Here is a 16,141-nt window from a genome sequence, read left to right as displayed (position 1 = left end):
GCGCCCCGCGCCGTCGGCCCACCCCGGTGCCCCGCACCGACGGGCCCACGCCGGGGGAGTTCTCCCCCTCGACAGCGCCGACCCGCTGAGTACGCTCGCGCGCATGTCGACGTACAGCTCCTGGCGCAGCGACCAGGGCAACATGCGAGCCCTGTCCGACGAGCTTGCCGCCCAGGCCGCGATGGCGCGGTCCCGCGAGGCGTCGCTCCACCGGCGCCTGCGGTCGCTCGAGGGCGACCTGTCGAGCCGCGTCGAGGTGCTGACGCGCCTCGTCAACGCGCTCATCGAGCTCGGCGAGGTCCGCGAGGAGCTCGCGCTCTTCACGCCCGCGCGCCGCGCCCGCGACGCGGCGCGCGCCCTGACGAGCGCCGTCGTCACGGGGGAGGGCGACGTGTCGCACCTGCGGCGCTCGCCGGACCTCGTCGACGTGCCCGGCTACTGGCTCGTGCCCGCCGCGCTCGCGGTCGCCGAGCTCCCCGCCGGGCGGCTCGACCGCGAGGCGGCCGAGGAGGCCCTGCTGCGCGACCGCCGTCGAGCCGCGACGTACCTCGTCGCGGTGTGCGCGCTCGCCGGGCAGCCGGGGCTCGCGTGCGAGTGGACGGCGTGGGTGCTCGACGCGCCCGCCCTGCCGGCCGCGGGCTGGGGCAGCGCCGACGGCGCCCCCGAGCCGTCGCCCGGCGCGGGCGAGGCGCCGGACGAGGTGGGCGTCACCGGGGCCGAGCGTGCGCTGTGGGTCGCGGCCGCGGCCGGTCACCTCGGCGGCGACGGGGTGGAGGTCGTGCGCCGCGCCCTCGCGGAGCGGGTCGCGCTGCTCGACGACGACGCGCGCGCCCGCTGGCGCGCCCGGCTCCTGGAGGAGGCGCCGTCGCTGCCCGAGCGGCCCTCCGAGGGCGAGGCCTGGGGCAGTCCCGAGGCCGCGGGCGGGACGGCCGGCACACGCCGTCGGGCCGCCGCTCCTGACGCGCTCCCGCTCCTGCGGTCGTGGACGGCGTGGTCGCGCGCGCTCGTGGCGGGGGAGGTCGCGGTGCCCGCGCCGACCCCCGGGCCCCTCCCGCCCGGGACCCCCGAGGCGCCCGGCGCGGCGCTGCTCCGCGTCGTCGCGTCGCTCGTGGACGAGGGAGCGCCCGTGGAGCGCGGGCTCCTGGACCGGGCGGCGCTGCTCGACGAGCGCGTCGGCCGCGCGCCCCGCGAGGACGGGCCGGGGTGGGACGCCCCGGCGGGGACGCTCGTCGACCTGCTCGTCGACGACGCCTGCGGGACCGACCCCGGGCGCGCGGCGCTCGCGGGCCCTCTCGTCGCCGAGGAGCTGCGGGCCGCGACCCACGCGCGGGCCGCGGAGCTCGCGGCGGCTCCCGTGCCGTCGCGCGAGCTGCGCCTCGGGGGCCGCACCGTGACGGTCACGCCGACCGAGGACGGCGCGGCACCCGCCGCGACGGCCCGTGCGGAGCTCCTCGCGCGACCCGTGGACGGGGTCTCCTGGGGCGTCGTCGGCGGGACGGGCGCGGTCGCCCTCCTCGGGGTCGTGCTCGGGATCGCCGCCTCGCCGGCGTGGTTCACGGTGGCCGTCGTCGCGGCCGGTCTTGCCGCCTGGCAGTGGTTCGCCGGGGAGCGCCGCGCGCGCGACCAGCGTGCCGACGCGCAGTCCCGCGCGCAGCGGTTCGACGCCGACCTCGCCGAGGCGCGCACCGCCGTGGCCGCGTCCGCGGAGCGCGCGCGGACGCAGCGCGAGGCCGTCGCGACCGTCGTCGAGGACCTCGACGACACCCTCGCCGAGCTCGCCGCCCGCACCCCCGTCTGACGCGGTCGGACGGCCGCGCCGCACCCGTCCGCCGTGACCGCGCCAGGGTCCGTCCGCCCCTCGCTCCCGGGCCGTCCGCCCCGGGCGCCGGCGGGCCTCTCCGGCGTTCGAACGAGGGTTTCGAACGCCGGATGAACTGTCGGTGAACAGTGGCGGAAGAATCCACAGGATGGTCGAGCGCGCGGCGGTCGTGACCGCACCATGGACGACGTGACCGAGACGCTCCTGCTGGTGCTCGTCGTCGTGACCGCACTGGCCTTCGACTTCACCAACGGCTTCCACGACACGGGCAACGCGATGGCCACGTCCATCGCCACCAAGGCCCTCAAGCCCAAGACCGCCGTCGCCCTCTCCGCCGTCCTCAACATGGTCGGGGCGTTCCTCTCCCTGGCCGTCGCGGCGACCATCGCGAAGGGTCTGGTCGACGCGAACGTCATCACCCTCGAGGTCGTCCTCGCGGGGCTGGTGGGCGGCATCACCTGGAACCTCCTGACCTGGTTGCTCGGCATCCCGTCGAGCTCGTCGCACGCGCTCATCGGCGGCGTCGTGGGCTCCGTGCTCGCGGCCGTCGGCACGCAGGGCGTCATCTGGAGCGGCGTCGCCGCGAAGGTGCTCATCCCCGCGCTGCTCGCCCCGCTCATCGCGGTCGGCGTCGCGAGCGTCGGCACGTGGGCCGTGGCCCGCCTCACGCGCGACGTCCCCGAGGACGTCTCCACGCGGGCGTTCCGCTGGGGCCAGGTCGGCTCCGCGTCGCTCGTCTCGCTCGCGCACGGCACCAACGACGCGCAGAAGTCGATGGGCATCATCCTGCTCGCGCTCATCGCGGCGGGCGCCGTCCCGGCCGACTCGAGCGTGCCGTTCTGGGTCATCCTGTCGTGCGCGTTCTTCATGGCCCTCGGCACCTACCTGGGCGGCTGGCGGATCATCCGCACGCTCGGCAAGGGCCTCGTCGAGATCGACACCCGCCAGGGCATGGCGGCCGAGACGTCGTCCGCCGCGGTCATCCTCATGTCGGGCCTCTTCGGCTACTCGCTCTCGACGACGCACGTCGCCACCGGCTCGATCCTCGGCTCGGGCGTCGGGATGCCCGGCGCGAAGGTCCGCTGGGGCGTCGCGGGCCGCATGCTCGCCGCCTGGGGCCTCACGCTCCCGGCCGCCGGTCTCGTCGGCGCGGCGTGCTACGGCATCCAGCACGGCATCGGGGGCGCGGCCGGGACGGTCGTCGTGTTCGCGATCCTCGTCGGGTCGTCGCTGGCCATCTGGATCGCGTCGCGCCGCAAGCCCGTCGATCACACGAACGTCAACGACGCCTGGGAGGAGGGCGCGGTGGACGCCGGGCTCGAGTCCGAGGTCGTCGAGGCGCGCGAGGCCGCGCTCGAGCGTCGTCTCGACGTCGCCGACCCGTTCACCGATGCCGCGCCCGCCCCGGCGCCGACCACCCCGACCACGCCCGCCTCGCGCCAGCGCGCGGGCGTCTGACCGGCAGCCCGGAGGAGAGAACCGTGTTCGTCGAGATCGACTCGCTGCTCAAGGTCGTCGTCGCCGGCCTCGTGGTCGGCGCGGGCCTGCCCGCCCTGTTCGCCCTGGGGGTCCGGCTCGCCGCCGGGCGCGCCGTGCCCGTCGAGGTCGGCACCCCGGACGGCCGCTTCACGTCCGACGGCCGCACCGTGCGCGTCGAGCGCGCGACCCGCCCGCGCCAGGTCGGCGCGATCGTGTGCTTCGCCGTCGTGGTCGTCGCGATCGCGGCCGGCATCGCGTTCGTCGCGGGCGGAGGCCACTGACCCGGGACGACACGCTCCCGCTGAGTGCAGGAAAGAGTCGCGGTCGGACGTCCCGACCGCGACTTTTTCCTGCACTCAGCGGGTGGGGGTCAGGCGGAGTCGCGGACCACGAGGTGCGGCTCGAACAGGACCGAGCGCGCGTCGGTGTCCGGGTCGTCGATCGCGGCGAGCAGGAGGCGCGCCATCTCGGCCGCCATCTCCTCGACCGGCTGCCGGACCGTCGTGAGCGGCGGGTGCGCCTGGCGCGCGACCGTCGAGTCGTCGAAGCCGACGACGGCCACGTCCTGCGGGACGCGGCGGCCCGCCTCCTGCAGGACGAGCGACGCGCCGTCGGCCATGAGGTCGCTCGCGCCGAACACGCCGTCGACGTCCGGCCGCGCGGCGAGCAGCTCGCGCGCCGCGGCCTCCCCGCCCGCGCGGGTGAAGTCGCCCTCCACGACGAAGGGCTCCGCGAGCCCGGCGGCCCGCACCGCCGCGAGGAAGCCGTCGCGGCGTCCCCGCGCGAACGGCACGTCCGACGGTCCGGCGACGGTCGCGAGGCGCGTGCGGCCGTCCGCGATCAGACGCTCGGCCGCGATCCGGCCGCCGGCGGCCTGGTCGAGGTCCACCCAGCTCACGCCGGCCGCCTCGTCGACCCCGTCGAGGTGCGTCGACAGCACGACCGGCACCGTGAGCGCGGCGAACCGTGCCGGCAGCGGGTCGCTCGCGCTCGACGTGATGAGCAGGACGCCGTCGACGTGCCCCTGCCGCACGTAGCGCACGACCTGGTCGTGCGCGGGCGGGTCCGCGGGCAGGATCGCGAGGTGGATGTCGCGCGGGCGCAGCACCTGCTGGGCGCCCGCCGTCACGCGCCCGATGTACGGGTCGGTGAACAGCCGCTCGAGGAACGGGCTCGGGGAGCGCTGCTCCGACGGCTCGGACACGACGAGCGCGACCGACCCCGTGCGCCGGGTGACGAGCGTCCGGGCGGCGAGGTTGGGGACGTAGCCCGTCTCGTCGATCGCCCGCTCGACGACCGCCACGATCGCCGGGTCCACCGTCGGCACGCCGTTGATCACGCGGGACACCGTGGCGCGGGAGACGCCCGCGACGGCCGCGACGGCCTCGAGCGTCGGGCGGGGAGCGGGGCGACGGGCAGCCATGCGGTCAGTTATACCGCCGGGCCGTGCGCTCAGCGCAGCCGCTCCTTCGCCGCGAGCACGCGCAGCACGGCCGCGTCGACCTGCGCGGCGAACGCGTCGTCGCTCGACGCGCGCTCGACGACGGCCGCCACCATGGGCTCGACGACGCTCGGGTCCGCGGACGCCAGCACCATGTCGCCGCCCGCGGCGATCGTCAGGACGGCGCGGTCCGCGGGCGACCAGGCCTGCACCTGCTGCGCGGCGGACACGTCGTCGGTGAGGACGACGCCGTCGAACCCCAGGTCGCCCCGCAGCATCCCGTCCACGACGACGGGCGAGAAGGCCGCGGGGAGCGTCCCGTCGATCTGCTGGTAGACGGCCGTGGAGGTCATGACGAACGCCGCGCCGGCCTCGATGCCCGACGCGAAGACGGCGACCGACGCGTCGTCGCGCGTGGTCACGTCGTCGGTGACCCCGGCGTCGGTGTCGGTGTTCTCGGTGACGCGGCCGAGCCCGGGGAAGTGCTTGATCGTCACGTCCACGCCCGACGCCTCCATGCCCGCGCTGAACGCGTTCGCGTGCGACGTGACCGAGTCCGGCGTGAACCCGTAGCTGCGCTGGAAGGCCCCGATCGGCGGGTTCTGCGCGGCCGTCCCCTCGGGCAGGAGGTCCATCACGGGCGCGAGGTTGAGGTTCACGCCCGCCGCGGCGAGCTCGGCGCCCCACGTGGTCGCGTCGGCCTGGAGCGTCGCCGGGTCGAGCCGGGCCTGGTCGGTCGCCGTCGGGATCTGGGAGAACCCGGGCCCGCGCAGCACCTGGACCTTCCCGCCCTCCTGGTCGGTCGCGACGAACAGCGGGGTGCCGTTCGTCGTCTCCGGGGAGACGAGCGCCGTGAAGCCCGCGACGAGGTCCGCCGTCGGGCCGGTCCCGGCCTGCGAGCGGCCCGCGAGGAACACGTTGCCCACGTGCAGGCGCGAGACGGCGTCGTAGCTCACCTGCTGCGGGTCCCGCACGTCGACCCCGACCATGAAGAGCTGCCCCACCTTCTGCTCGAGCGTCCACCCGGCCAGGGGGTCCTCGGGCGGGGTGGACGGCGTCGGCGACGTGCCCGACGGCGTCGGGTCGGCCGGGGCGGACGGCGGGCCCGACGGCGGGGCCTGCGGCGCGGAGGCGGGCCGCGTGAGGTACCAGGCGACGGCCGCCACGGCGGCGAGCGCGGTCACGACGGCGACGACGATCCAGGTGGTCCGGGCACGAGCGGTCACAGGCGACACCTCCGACGCCACGGTAGCCCGACGGCCGCGGAGGGGGCCGTCCCGGGCGATCCCGCGACCCCCGGGGGGTATGACCGACGTCACCACCGGGTTCGCGTCATGATCGGCGTCCCGGCGCGTCTCCTGGGTGACATGGCGTCCTGGCCTCGCGGCCGCGGGGCGAACCCCCCGAACCTGGAGCCCGGCAATGACCCCTCGCCCACCCTCCCTCCGCGTCGCACCCGGACGCCTGCGCAGAGCGGTCGCGGCGCTCGTCGCCGCCGTGCTCGCCCTGGCCGGCGCCGTCGTCCTCGTCTCGGGGCCGCAGGCGCGCCCGGCGTCCGCCGCGGTCGGGTCCTGCCCCGCGCCGGGGGACATGCCGAACGTCGGCCAGACGCCGCCGCTGTTCACGGACACGAACGTCACGGTGTGGACCGGGGGCGACTACCACGCCACGGCGAGCGCCGCGGAGTCGGAAGGGCTGCTCGTCGTCGCGGGCGAGGCGACGATCGACGGGCCCGGGAACTTCAGCATCGGCGCGGTCGGCGCGGGCTCGCAGATCACGCCGCCCGACGGCGCGGTGATGCTCGCCGTCGGGGGTGGCCTGGAGATCGGGCCGGAGACGAGCGTCACCGTCGGCTCGACGCTGCCGACCGGCGGCGCCGTGAACGTCGGTGCCGCGGTCACGGGCGGCGGGTCGCTCTCGACCGCCGGGACGACGCCGGGCGCGGACGCCCCGGTCACGCAGGGCATGGGCGCGGCGGCCCTCGGCGAGTGGGCCGGGTACGGCGCGGTGGTCGCCGACGCGTCGGCGACGATCGCCGGGTGGCCCGCGACCGCGGCGGGCGTCGTGTCGGGGAGCCGGGTCACCTTCACCGGCTCCGGCACCGCCGACCCGCAGGTGTTCACCGTCGACGCCGCGCAGCTCGCGGGCGTCCGCGAGGTCGTCTTCGCGAACGTGCCGGACGACGTCGCGATCGCGATCAACGTGACCGGTGACGCTCCGGTGAGCATGAGCCCCAACTACTGGGAGGGCAACGGCTCGCCGTTCATCAACGACTTCAACTCCAACCCGGGCTTCGGCAACTGGGCCGCGCGCATCCTGTGGAACTTCGCGTCCACGCCGGACCTCGCGCTCGGCCGGGCCGACCAGTTCCTCGGCACGATCGTCGCGCCGGTCGCGGACGCGACGATCACGACGAGCACGAACGGCCGCGTCCTCGTGGGCGGGAACCTCACGTTCGGCGACCCGAGCGTGACCGGCGGGCTCGAGATGCACAGCTACCCGTGGATCGGGCCCGGCCCGTTCGACTGCACCGGGGGCGCGAGCTTCGCCGTGCAGAAGACCGTGACGGGCGAGGCGGCCGCGGACGTGCCCGCGGGCACGACGTTCCAGGTGGAGTACACCTACGAGCAGCCCGACGGCGTCACCGGGGGCGACACGCTCACGGTCCCGATCAGCGGAGCTCTGCTGAACGGGCCGACCCTGCCGGAGGGCACGGTCGTCACGGTCCGCGAGACGAACCTGCCGTCGGTGGCGGGCGTCGAGTGGGGCACGCCGGTGATCCGCGTGGACGGCGAGCCGCTCGGCGACCCGGCGCAGTTCACCGTCGCCGAGGGCCGCACGGTCACGGTCACCGTGGTGAACACGGCGAACGCCGGCGGCGGGACCACCGCCGCGGGCGGCTTCACGGTGGCGAAGGTCCTCGCCGGGGACGCCCTCGGCCTCGTCCCGGCGGACACCGCGTTCCTCGTCGACTGGGAGGCCACGCTGCCGCAGGGCGCGACGTACGACGGCGACCTCACCGGCACCCTGAGCGTGCTCGCGGACGGCGCCGTGGTGGCCGGGCCCGCCGACCTGCCGGTCGGTACGACGGTGACGTTCGCCGAGCGGCTGCCGCTCCCGGTGGTCGACGGCGTCGCGTGGGGCGACCCGGTCGTGAGCCCGGCGGGGCCGGTGACGGTCGTCGAGGGCGCGACGGGCGTCGCGGTGACGGTCACCAACGTCGCGGACCCCGTCGTCGGCGGGTTCGCGGTCCGCAAGGCCGTCGAGGGCTCCGCCGCGGGCGACGTGCCGGCGAGCACCGCGTTCCTCGTCGATTGGACCGCGACCGTCCCCGCGGACGTCGCCTACGACGGCCCGACCACGGGCACGCTCACGGTGCGCGCCGACGGCACGCTCGTGAGCGGTCCGGCGGACCTGCCGGTCGGCACGGTCGTGACGCTCGCGGAGCAGCAGCCGCTGCCCGCGGTCGACGGCGTCGTGTGGGGCGTCCCGTCGTTCGATCCGGGGCCGTCGGTGACGGTGGTCGAGGGCGCGGCCGTCGAGGTCACGCTGACGAACACCGCGGAGGCGGTGCAGGAGGTCGGCGGGTTCGCCGTCCAGAAGACCGTCGCGGGCGGCGCGGCCGGCGCCGTCCCGGGCGGCACGGAGTTCGTCGTCGACTGGACGGCGGAGCTCCCCGAGGGCGCCGAGTACGCGGGGGACACGCAGGGCACGCTCACGGTCCGCGCCGACGGCACGGTCGACGCGGGACCGCAGGACCTCCCGGCGGGCACCGTCGTGCGCTTCGTCGAGCGGCAGCCGCTGCCGACGGTCCCCGGGGTCGCGTGGGGCGAGCCGGTGTTCTCGCCCGCGACGGTGACCATCGGCGACGGCGACGCCGTCGCGGGCGTCGCGCTGACCAACCAGGCCGACGCGCTCGTCGGGGGCTTCTCCGTCGCGAAGACCGTCACGGGCGACCTCGCCGGGAGCGTGCCGCCGGGCACGGAGTTCTCGGTCGCGTGGTCCGCGGCGCTGCCCGCCGGGTTCACCCACGACGGCCCGCTCGCCGGGACGCTCACGGTGCGTGCCGACGGCACGGCCGTCGACGGCCCGCAGGACCTCCCGGTCGGGACGGTCGTGACGTTCACGGAGACCGACCTGCCCGAGGTGGGCGACGTCGTCTGGGGCGCGCCGGTGTTCTCGCCCGCGTCCGTCACGGTCGGTGACGGCGAGGACACGCTCGTCACGCTGACCAACACGACGCAGGACGTGGCCGCGGTCGGCGGGTTCTCCGTCGCGAAGGAGGTCGTGGGCGACCGCGCGGACCTCGTCCCCGCGGGGACGACATTCACGGTCACGTACGCGTATGAGCTCGAGGGCACGCCCGTGGGCGGCTCCGTCGAGGTCCCGGCCGACGGCACGGTCGTCGCAGGGCCGCAGAACCTCCCGGCCGGGACGGTCGTGACGTTCGGCGAGACGGACCTGCCCGCGGTCGACGGCGTCGAGTGGGGCACGCCCGTCTTCAGCCCGCCGACGCTCGTCGTCGGCGACGGGACGGACGCGCTGGTCACGGTGACGAACACGGCCGACCAGGCCGTGGGCGGTTTCTCCGTCGTGAAGGAGGTCGTGGGGGCCGCGGCGGGCTCGGTGCCGGCGAGCACCGAGTTCACCGTCCGCTACGCGTTCGACCGCGACGGCGAGCCCGTCACCGGCACGCTCACGGTGCGGGCCGACGGCCAGGTCGTCGACGGGCCGCAGGACCTTCCCGTGGGGACCGTCGTGCGGCTCACCGAGACCGACCTGCCGACGGTCCGCGGCGTCGACTGGGGCACGCCGGCGCTCACCGTCGGTGACGAGCGGGTGACCGAGGTGACGGTCGGTGCGGGCGCGCCGGTCGTCGTGACGCTGACGAACACCGCGTCGTCGGCCGGCGGCCTCGCGATCACGGGTGCGGACGCCGTCGTCGTGACGACGCTCGCCCTGCTGCTCGTCGGGACGGGCGCCGCGCTCCTCGTGGTCCGCGCTCGCCGCCGCCGCACCGCCTGACGCGCGGGGCGTCGTCGTCGTGCGGGGCGGGACGCGTCAGTCGTGGCCCGCGAGCGTCGCGAGCGCCTTCGTCCACAGGGCGTGGGCGCGCTCGGCGCGCTCGGCCGTCTCGATGTTGCGCTCGACGACGCGCACGAGCGTCCCGGAGTCGTCGGGCTCGAGCGTGATCGCGATGTCGTGGTAGCTCTGCGGCACGTCGGGCAGGCCCATGGTGGGCGAGAAGTGCGTGAAGTGCAGCAGGCGGGGGCGCTCGACGGCCACGACGGTGCCCCAGTCGGCGAACTCGCGGCCCATGTAGTGGCCCTCGAACGTCACGGGGCTCCCGGGCCGGAAGTCGGTCTCGATGTTCATGCCGAGCATCCAGCGGGCGCTCGGGTGCATGAGCTCGGCCCAGACGACCTGCGGGGGTCGGGCGACGTGGGTCTCGACGGTCGTGCTGTGCTCGGTCAGGGTGCGGTCGTTCACGGGGGACTCCGGGGGGTGGGGGCTGGCTCCTGGGCCCGACGGTAGACCCTCCGGGCGGCACCGGCAGCCGGTAGGTTCGGCGCGTGACCCGACTCGTGCTCGTCCACGGCCGCGACAACCAAGGGCTCGACGCCGAGCAGCTCGACCGGACGTGGACCGAGGTCCTGGACGCGGGTCTCGCGGCGGCGGGCTCGGGCGTCGTCGTGCGCGACGCGGACACGGCGTTCGTCTACTACGGCGACACGCTCGCCGCGCTCGTCGGCGGTGCCGCGACGCCGCCGCCGGTCACCGTGCACGCGGTCGGCGCGCCGCGCGACGGGGACGCCCTTCTGTCCGCGGCCGAGGCCGCGGACGAGGCCGCGTTCGTGGCGGCCGTCGCCGAGGAGGTGCTGCGCGCCGCGGGCGCGACGGTGCCGGCGCGCCCGGAGGGCGCCGGGCCGGGCGCCGTCGGGGGAGACGTCGGCGCGTGGCTGAACCTGCTGCTGTCCGCGCTCGACCGGTCCGTGCCGGGCCTGAGCGGCGCCGTCGTCGCGCTGCTCGCGCGCGACGTCTGGGCGTACCTGCACGACGACACCGTCCGCACGACGATCGACGACGCCCTCGCCGCCGCGATCCCCACGGGCGGGCCCGCCGTCGTCGTCGCGCACTCGCTCGGGTCGGTCCTCGCCTACGCCGTGCTGCGCGAGCATCCCGATGCCGCGCGCTGGGACGTGCCGCTCCTGCTCACGCTCGGGTCCCCGCTCGCCGTCCGCGCGATCCGGGACGTCCTCGCCGCGCGCGTCCCGCTGCGCGTGCCGGCCCCCGTGCGCCGGTGGGTCGCGGCGCGCGACCCCCGGGACGCGCTCGCGCTGCACGGCCTCGGTCCGACGGCGTTCCCGCTCGACCCGGCGTCGCCGGGGATCGAGGAGCTCGTCGTCGCGAACGCCGCGCCGGGCCACCACGCGGCGGCCGTCGTGCTCGACGGCGCCCGGCCCGCCGGCTACCTCGCCGTCCCGGAGGTCGCGCGCACCGTCGCGGACGCGCTCGGCGCCTGAGAGCGTCGCCCCTGCGGGCGGGTGCGGGCGGGTGCCCGACGCCGGGCAGGTCCCGTCAGGCGACGCCGGTCAGGAGACGCCGTGCAGACGCGCGTGCAGCGCGCGGACCTCCACCTCGAGCTCGTACGCGGGACCGCGCACCGCGATCCCCGGCGCCACGTCGCCGATCGCGAGCGGACGCACCGGTCCCGGTGCGACGCCCCACTCCTCCAGCCACCCCACGAGCTGCGTCGTGCTCGCGGCGTAGACGACCGGGCCGAGGCCGACCCACGCGTGCGCCGCGCTGCACATCGCGCAGTGCTCGCCGGACGTGTAGACGGTCGCGTCGCGCCGCTCCTCGGGCGTGAGGTGCGCGGCGGCCCAGCGGGCGATCTCGAGCTCGGGGTGCCGGGTCGCGTCGCCGTCCTTGACGCGGTTGCGGTCCTCGAACCGCACGACCCCGTCGCGGTCGACGAGGAGGGAGCCGAACGGCTCGTCGCCGTCGTCGAGCGCCTCGCGCGCCAGCTCGACGCAGCGGCGCAGGTGCACGAGGTCGTCGGCGGTCGGCAGGGGCAGGCTCTGGTCGCTCATGGCGTCATCCTCGCCCGCTCACGACGCGACCGCGAGGGCGGCCCGCACGTCCGCGACGAACCCGTCCACGTCCCCCGGGGTCGCGTCCCACGCGCACATCCACCGCACCTCGACGCGGTCGGGCGTCTCGCCCGGCCCCCAGTCGTAGAACCGGTGCCGTTCGCGCAGGCGCGCGACCGCCGTGCGCGGGAGCGTCGCGAAGACCGCGTTGACGAGCGTGGGCTGGGTGAAGGCGAGACCCGCCGCCGGGCCCGGGGCGGCGTCGTCGGGCCCGACGGCGGCCGGCACGACGGCGTCCGCGAGCCCCGCGCGCAGCCGCGCGGCCATCGCGTTCGCGTGACGGGCGTTGCGCAGCCAGAGCTCGTCGGCGTCGGCGACCTCGTCCACCTCGGCGACGACGTCGCCGACCGGCTCGAAGAGCGCGAGGAGCTGCGCGGAGACGTAGCGCATCTTCGACGCGAGCTGCATCGTCGACTTGCGCACGAACTCCACGCCGTCGACCGCGGACGGGTCGAGCACGACGACCGCCTCACCGAGCGCGAGCCCGTTCTTGGTGCCGCCGAACGACAGCACGTCCACGCCCGCGTCGGTCGTCAGGGCGCGCAGCGGGACGCCGAGCGCCGCGGCGGCGTTCGCGAGCCGCGACCCGTCGAGGTGCACCCGCATGCCGCGGGCGTGCGCGGCGTCGGCCACCGCCCGGATCTCGTCGACCGTGTAGAGCGTGCCGAGCTCGGTGGACTGCGTGAGCGACACGACGAGCGGCTGCGCGCGGTGCGGGTCGCCGAGGTCGCCCGCGAACCGCTCGACCGCCGCGGGCGTGAGCTTCCCGTCGGGCGCCGGCACCGTGAGCACCTTGACGCCGCCCACCCGCTCGGGGGCGCCGTTCTCGTCCGTGTTGAGGTGCGCGTGCTCGGACGCCACGACGGCGCCCCAGCGGGGGAGCGTCGCCATGAGCGCGACGACGTTCGCGCCCGTCCCCGTGAGCACGGGGTACGCGGTGGCGTCGGGCCCGAACCGCGCGCGCACGGCGTCCTGCAGGCGCGCGGTCCACGGGTCCTCGCCGTACGAGATCTCGTGCCCGGCGCTCGCGGCGGCGAGCGCGGCGAGGACGTCGGGGTGGGCGGGGGAGTAGTTGTCCGAGGCGAACGAGGTCACGTGCCCAGCGTAGGTCGGCGGGGCGGCCCGGCCGCGCGCGAGCGGGCCGGGGCGCGCCTAGCGTCGAGGGTGGACGCGGTGCGCGTCCTCAGGACCGCGCGCAGCGCGCGAAGCACGGAGGTGCAGCCATGACCACGAACCCCGACCAGCCCGGCACGGGCCCGGGCTCCCCGGCGGAGCCGACGGTGGAGCCGCCCAAGTCGCCCGGCCCGCCCCCGGACCCCTCGGAGCCGCCGCACGACCCGAGCCACACCGACCCGGTCCCCGGCGGACCGGCCGACCCGTCGCCCGACGTCCCCGACCGGCCGTCGTCGCCGGGCCGGCCCGTCGGCCCCGACGAGCCGACCCACGGCTGACGCCTCGGGCTCACTCCCCGGGCTCACGCCCTGGCTGACGCCCGGTCGGCACCCGGCCGACCGACCCGCGCACGCCCCAGCCGCGCCGGCTCAGAGGAGCCGGCGCGACCCGGGCGGCGTGACGCGCAGCCAGCGGAACCCGTAGCCGTCGAGCCGCACCTCGGCGGTCCCGTCGGGCGCGGGCTCGACGTCGTCCGCGTCGAGGACGTCGACGAGCCGCGCGTCCTCCGGCAGGTCGCCCAGGGGCACCCGCACGACGACCGGGTCGGGCGAGAGGTTGTGCAGCGTCACCATCGAGGCGTCCTGCCAGGTGGTGCGCAGCGCCAGCACGGACGGCTCGGGCGAGTCGAGCACCTGCGCGTCGCCCCAGCCCAGCTCGGGGCACTCGCGGTAGCGGTGCGCGAGCATCCGCACGAACGTGAGCAGCGACTCCGGGTCCCGGCGCTGGTCGGCGACGTTGACATGCTCGGGCGCGTACCCGTCGCCCGGCAGCGGCGCCGCGAGCCGGCGCGCGGGGGCGCGGGAGAACCCGCCGTTCGGCCCCGACGTCCACTGCATGGGCGTCCGCACGGCGAGGCGCCCCGGCACGTCCAGGTTCTCGCCCATGCCGATCTCCTCGCCGTAGAACAGCACGGGCGTGCCCGGCAGCGAGAAGAGCAGCGAGTACACCATCCGCAGCCGGCGCGGGTCGCCGCCCAGCATCGGGGGCAGCCGCCGTCGCAGCCCTCGCCCGTAGAGCTGCATGTCCTCCTCGGGCCCGAACGCGGCGAAGACCTCGGCGCGCTCGTCGTCCGTGAGCTTGTCGAGCGTGAGCTCGTCGTGGTTGCGCACGAACGTCGCCCACTGGGTGTCGCGGGGGATGGGCGGACGCGCGGCGAGCGACCCGGCGAGCGGGGTCGCGTCGTGCCTCGCGAGCGCCAGGTACAGCGCCTGCATCGCGTTGAAGTCGAACTGGAGCGTCAGCTCGTTGCTCGTCACCCCGCCCGGGTCGCCGTCGGTGGGGTCGCCGTCCCCGAAGTAGCGCGCCTGCTCCTCGTACGGCAGGTTGACCTCGCCCATGAGGATCGCGTCGCCCGACCGCCGCCCGACGAACGCGCGCAGCACGCGCAGCAGGTCGTGGGGGTCGTCGATCTCGTCGCCCGGGTTCGCGGCCGCGTCGGTCAGCGCGTACGGGACGGCGTCGACCCGGAAGCCGGAGATGCCGAGCTCCAGCCAGAAGCCGATCGTCTTCGCGATCGCGTCCCGCACCTGCGGGTTCGCGGTGTTGAGGTCGGGCTGGTGCCGGTAGAACCGGTGCCGGTACCACTCGCCCGACGCCTCGTCGAGGGTCCAGATGCCCTCCTCCTGGTCGGGGAACACGACCTGGTCCTTGGTCGACGGCGGCTCGTCGGACCGCCACACGTAGTAGTCCCGGAACGGGGACGACGTCGACCGCCGCGCCGAGCGGAACCACGGGTGGCGGTCGGACGTGTGGTTGACGACGAGGTCCACGATCACGCGGATGCCCCGGTCGCGCGCGGTCCGCACGAGCTCGACGACGTCGCCCAGGTCGCCCAGGCGCGGGTCGACGCCGAGGAAGTCGGTGATGTCGTAGCCGTCGTCGCGGTCGGCCGTCGGGTAGAACGGCATGAGCCACAGGCACGTCACCCCGAGGTCGGCCAGGTGGTCGATCCGCTGGACCAGGCCGGGGAAGTCGCCGATCCCGTCGTCGTCCCAGTCCATGAAGGTCTCGACGTCGAGGCAGTAGGCGACCGCGTTCTTCCACCACAGGTCCCCGGTGTCGCGGATCCTCACGCCGCACCCCCGTCGGTGGTGGCGGCGCACGCCTCGCGCAGCCGGGGCAGGAGGGCCTCGCCCGCCGCGTCGAGGAACGCGTCTTGCTGCTGCCCCACGTGGTGCAGGTACACCTCGTCGAACCCGCACGCGACCAGCTCGGCGACGCGGTCCGCCAGGCGCCGGGGGTCGTGCTCGACGAGCACCGTGCCGCGCACCTCCTCCGGGCGCACGAGCTCCGCCACCGCGTCGTACTGCTCCGGGGTCTCGAGGTGCCAGTTGACGCTCGGCGGCAGGAGGTTCGAGCGCCACTGGTCGTGCGCGACGGCGAACGCGGCCTCGTCGTCCGTGCCCCACGCGACGTGCACCTGCAGCGCGAGCGGCCCGCGGCCCCCCGCGTCGCGGTACTCGCCGACGACCTGGCGCAGCGACTCGACCGGCTGGTTCACGGTGACGAGGCCGTCGGCCCAGTCGGCGTGGCGGCGCGCCGTGGCGGGGGTGACAGCCGGACCGACGAGCCGCGGCGCGACGTCGGGCAGCGACCACACGCGCGCCCGGTCCACCGTGACGTGCCCGTGGTGCGTGACCTCCTCGCCCGCGAGGAGGGCCCGGATGACGTCGACGCACTCGCGCAGCCGGGCGTCGCGCTCGGCCTTCGTGGGCCAGCGGTCGCCCGTGACGTGCTCGTTCATCGCCTCGCCCGAGCCGAGCGCGGCCCAGAACCGGCCCGGGAACATCGCGCCGAGCGTCGCGATCGCCTGCGCGACGATCGCCGGGTGGTAGCGCTGGCCGGGGGCGGTGACGACGCCGAACGGCAGCGCGGTCGTCGCGAGCGCGGCGCCGAGCCACGACCACGCGAACCCGGACTCGCCCTGGCGCGCGCTCCAGGGGGCCAGGTGGTCGGAGCACATGGCGGCGTCGAAGCCGACCTGCTCGGCGCGGCGGGCCGCGGCGAGGAGGGGGCCGGGCGGGATCTGCTCGTGGGAGGCGTGGAAGCCGACGGTGACCATGGCGCCCAGTGAAC

Annotated in this window: 13 protein-coding genes; 6 read left to right on the top strand and 7 right to left on the bottom strand. The window is 76.2% G+C overall.

Annotation, left to right across the window (positions count from 1 at the left end; all coding sequences use genetic code 11):
- Positions 1–103: 103 nt before the first annotated feature.
- The 3 genes from HKK73_RS17530 (at position 104) to HKK73_RS17520 (ending at position 3,579) form a co-directional block, all read left to right on the top strand.
- Complete coding sequence (locus tag HKK73_RS17530) at positions 104–1,798, top strand: hypothetical protein (RefSeq protein WP_171468528.1); 1,695 nt, start codon at positions 104–106, stop codon at positions 1,796–1,798.
- Positions 1,799–1,999: 201 nt separating this feature from the next.
- Complete coding sequence (locus HKK73_RS17525; RefSeq protein WP_171468527.1) at positions 2,000–3,277, top strand: inorganic phosphate transporter; 1,278 nt, start codon at positions 2,000–2,002, stop codon at positions 3,275–3,277.
- Between the two features lie 23 nt (positions 3,278–3,300).
- The gene (locus HKK73_RS17520; RefSeq protein WP_061267893.1) at positions 3,301–3,579 is read left to right on the top strand and encodes a hypothetical protein; all 279 of its coding nucleotides are present in this window, start codon (positions 3,301–3,303) and stop codon (positions 3,577–3,579) included.
- Between the two features lie 89 nt (positions 3,580–3,668).
- Here HKK73_RS17520 and HKK73_RS17515 read toward each other — a convergent pair whose 3' ends face one another.
- On the bottom strand, positions 3,669–4,721 hold the full coding sequence (locus HKK73_RS17515) for a LacI family DNA-binding transcriptional regulator (protein WP_171468526.1): 1,053 nt from the start codon (positions 4,719–4,721) through the stop codon (positions 3,669–3,671).
- A gap of 29 nt (positions 4,722–4,750) precedes the next feature.
- Positions 4,751–5,965, bottom strand: a complete 1,215-nt coding sequence (locus HKK73_RS17510; protein ID WP_371810567.1) for a glycoside hydrolase family 3 N-terminal domain-containing protein — start codon at positions 5,963–5,965, stop codon at positions 4,751–4,753.
- Between the two features lie 196 nt (positions 5,966–6,161).
- Between HKK73_RS17510 and HKK73_RS17505 the strand changes: the two genes are divergently transcribed.
- On the top strand, positions 6,162–9,764 hold the full coding sequence (locus tag HKK73_RS17505; protein ID WP_253705698.1) for a DUF5979 domain-containing protein: 3,603 nt from the start codon (positions 6,162–6,164) through the stop codon (positions 9,762–9,764).
- Between the two features lie 36 nt (positions 9,765–9,800).
- On the opposite strand, the gene HKK73_RS17500 is transcribed toward HKK73_RS17505, so the two are convergent.
- Positions 9,801–10,229 (bottom strand): SRPBCC domain-containing protein, encoded by a 429-nt coding sequence (locus HKK73_RS17500; protein ID WP_253705697.1) that lies wholly within the window; start codon positions 10,227–10,229, stop codon positions 9,801–9,803.
- 83 nt (positions 10,230–10,312) lie between these two features.
- Here HKK73_RS17500 and HKK73_RS17495 point away from each other — a divergent pair, with 83 nt between their 5' ends.
- The gene (locus HKK73_RS17495) at positions 10,313–11,263 is read left to right on the top strand and encodes a hypothetical protein (RefSeq protein WP_171468524.1); all 951 of its coding nucleotides are present in this window, start codon (positions 10,313–10,315) and stop codon (positions 11,261–11,263) included.
- Between the two features lie 69 nt (positions 11,264–11,332).
- Here the strand turns inward: HKK73_RS17495 and HKK73_RS17490 are convergent, their stop codons facing one another.
- Both HKK73_RS17490 and HKK73_RS17485 read right to left on the bottom strand, forming a co-directional pair.
- Entirely contained in the window at positions 11,333–11,833 is a 501-nt protein-coding gene (locus HKK73_RS17490; protein ID WP_171468523.1) for a nucleoside deaminase, read from the bottom strand.
- Between the two features lie 18 nt (positions 11,834–11,851).
- Positions 11,852–12,988, bottom strand: a complete 1,137-nt coding sequence (locus HKK73_RS17485) for a low specificity L-threonine aldolase (protein ID WP_171468522.1) — start codon at positions 12,986–12,988, stop codon at positions 11,852–11,854.
- 128 nt (positions 12,989–13,116) lie between these two features.
- Here HKK73_RS17485 and HKK73_RS17480 point away from each other — a divergent pair, with 128 nt between their 5' ends.
- Positions 13,117–13,344 (top strand): hypothetical protein, encoded by a 228-nt coding sequence (locus tag HKK73_RS17480; protein WP_051876683.1) that lies wholly within the window; start codon positions 13,117–13,119, stop codon positions 13,342–13,344.
- A 90-nt stretch (positions 13,345–13,434) separates the two neighbouring features.
- On the opposite strand, the gene HKK73_RS17475 is transcribed toward HKK73_RS17480, so the two are convergent.
- Both HKK73_RS17475 and HKK73_RS17470 read right to left on the bottom strand, forming a co-directional pair.
- Positions 13,435–15,138 carry an alpha-amylase family protein gene (locus HKK73_RS17475; protein ID WP_171468521.1) on the bottom strand — a complete coding sequence of 568 codons (1,704 nt, stop codon included), beginning with the start codon at positions 15,136–15,138 and terminating at the stop codon, positions 13,435–13,437.
- A complete protein-coding gene (locus HKK73_RS17470) occupies positions 15,135–16,127 on the bottom strand; it encodes a TIGR03885 family FMN-dependent LLM class oxidoreductase (protein WP_171468520.1) in 993 nt (330 codons plus the stop codon). The genes HKK73_RS17475 and HKK73_RS17470 overlap by 4 nt, the downstream gene beginning before the upstream one ends.
- Between the last annotated feature and the right edge of the window lie 14 nt (positions 16,128–16,141).

Origin of the sequence: Cellulosimicrobium sp. 72-3 (genome assembly GCF_013127315.1) — a bacterium.
GTDB classification, from domain to species: Bacteria; Actinomycetota; Actinomycetes; order Actinomycetales; family Cellulomonadaceae; genus Cellulosimicrobium; species Cellulosimicrobium funkei.
This window is presented reverse-complemented; position numbering and strand designations above follow the sequence as displayed.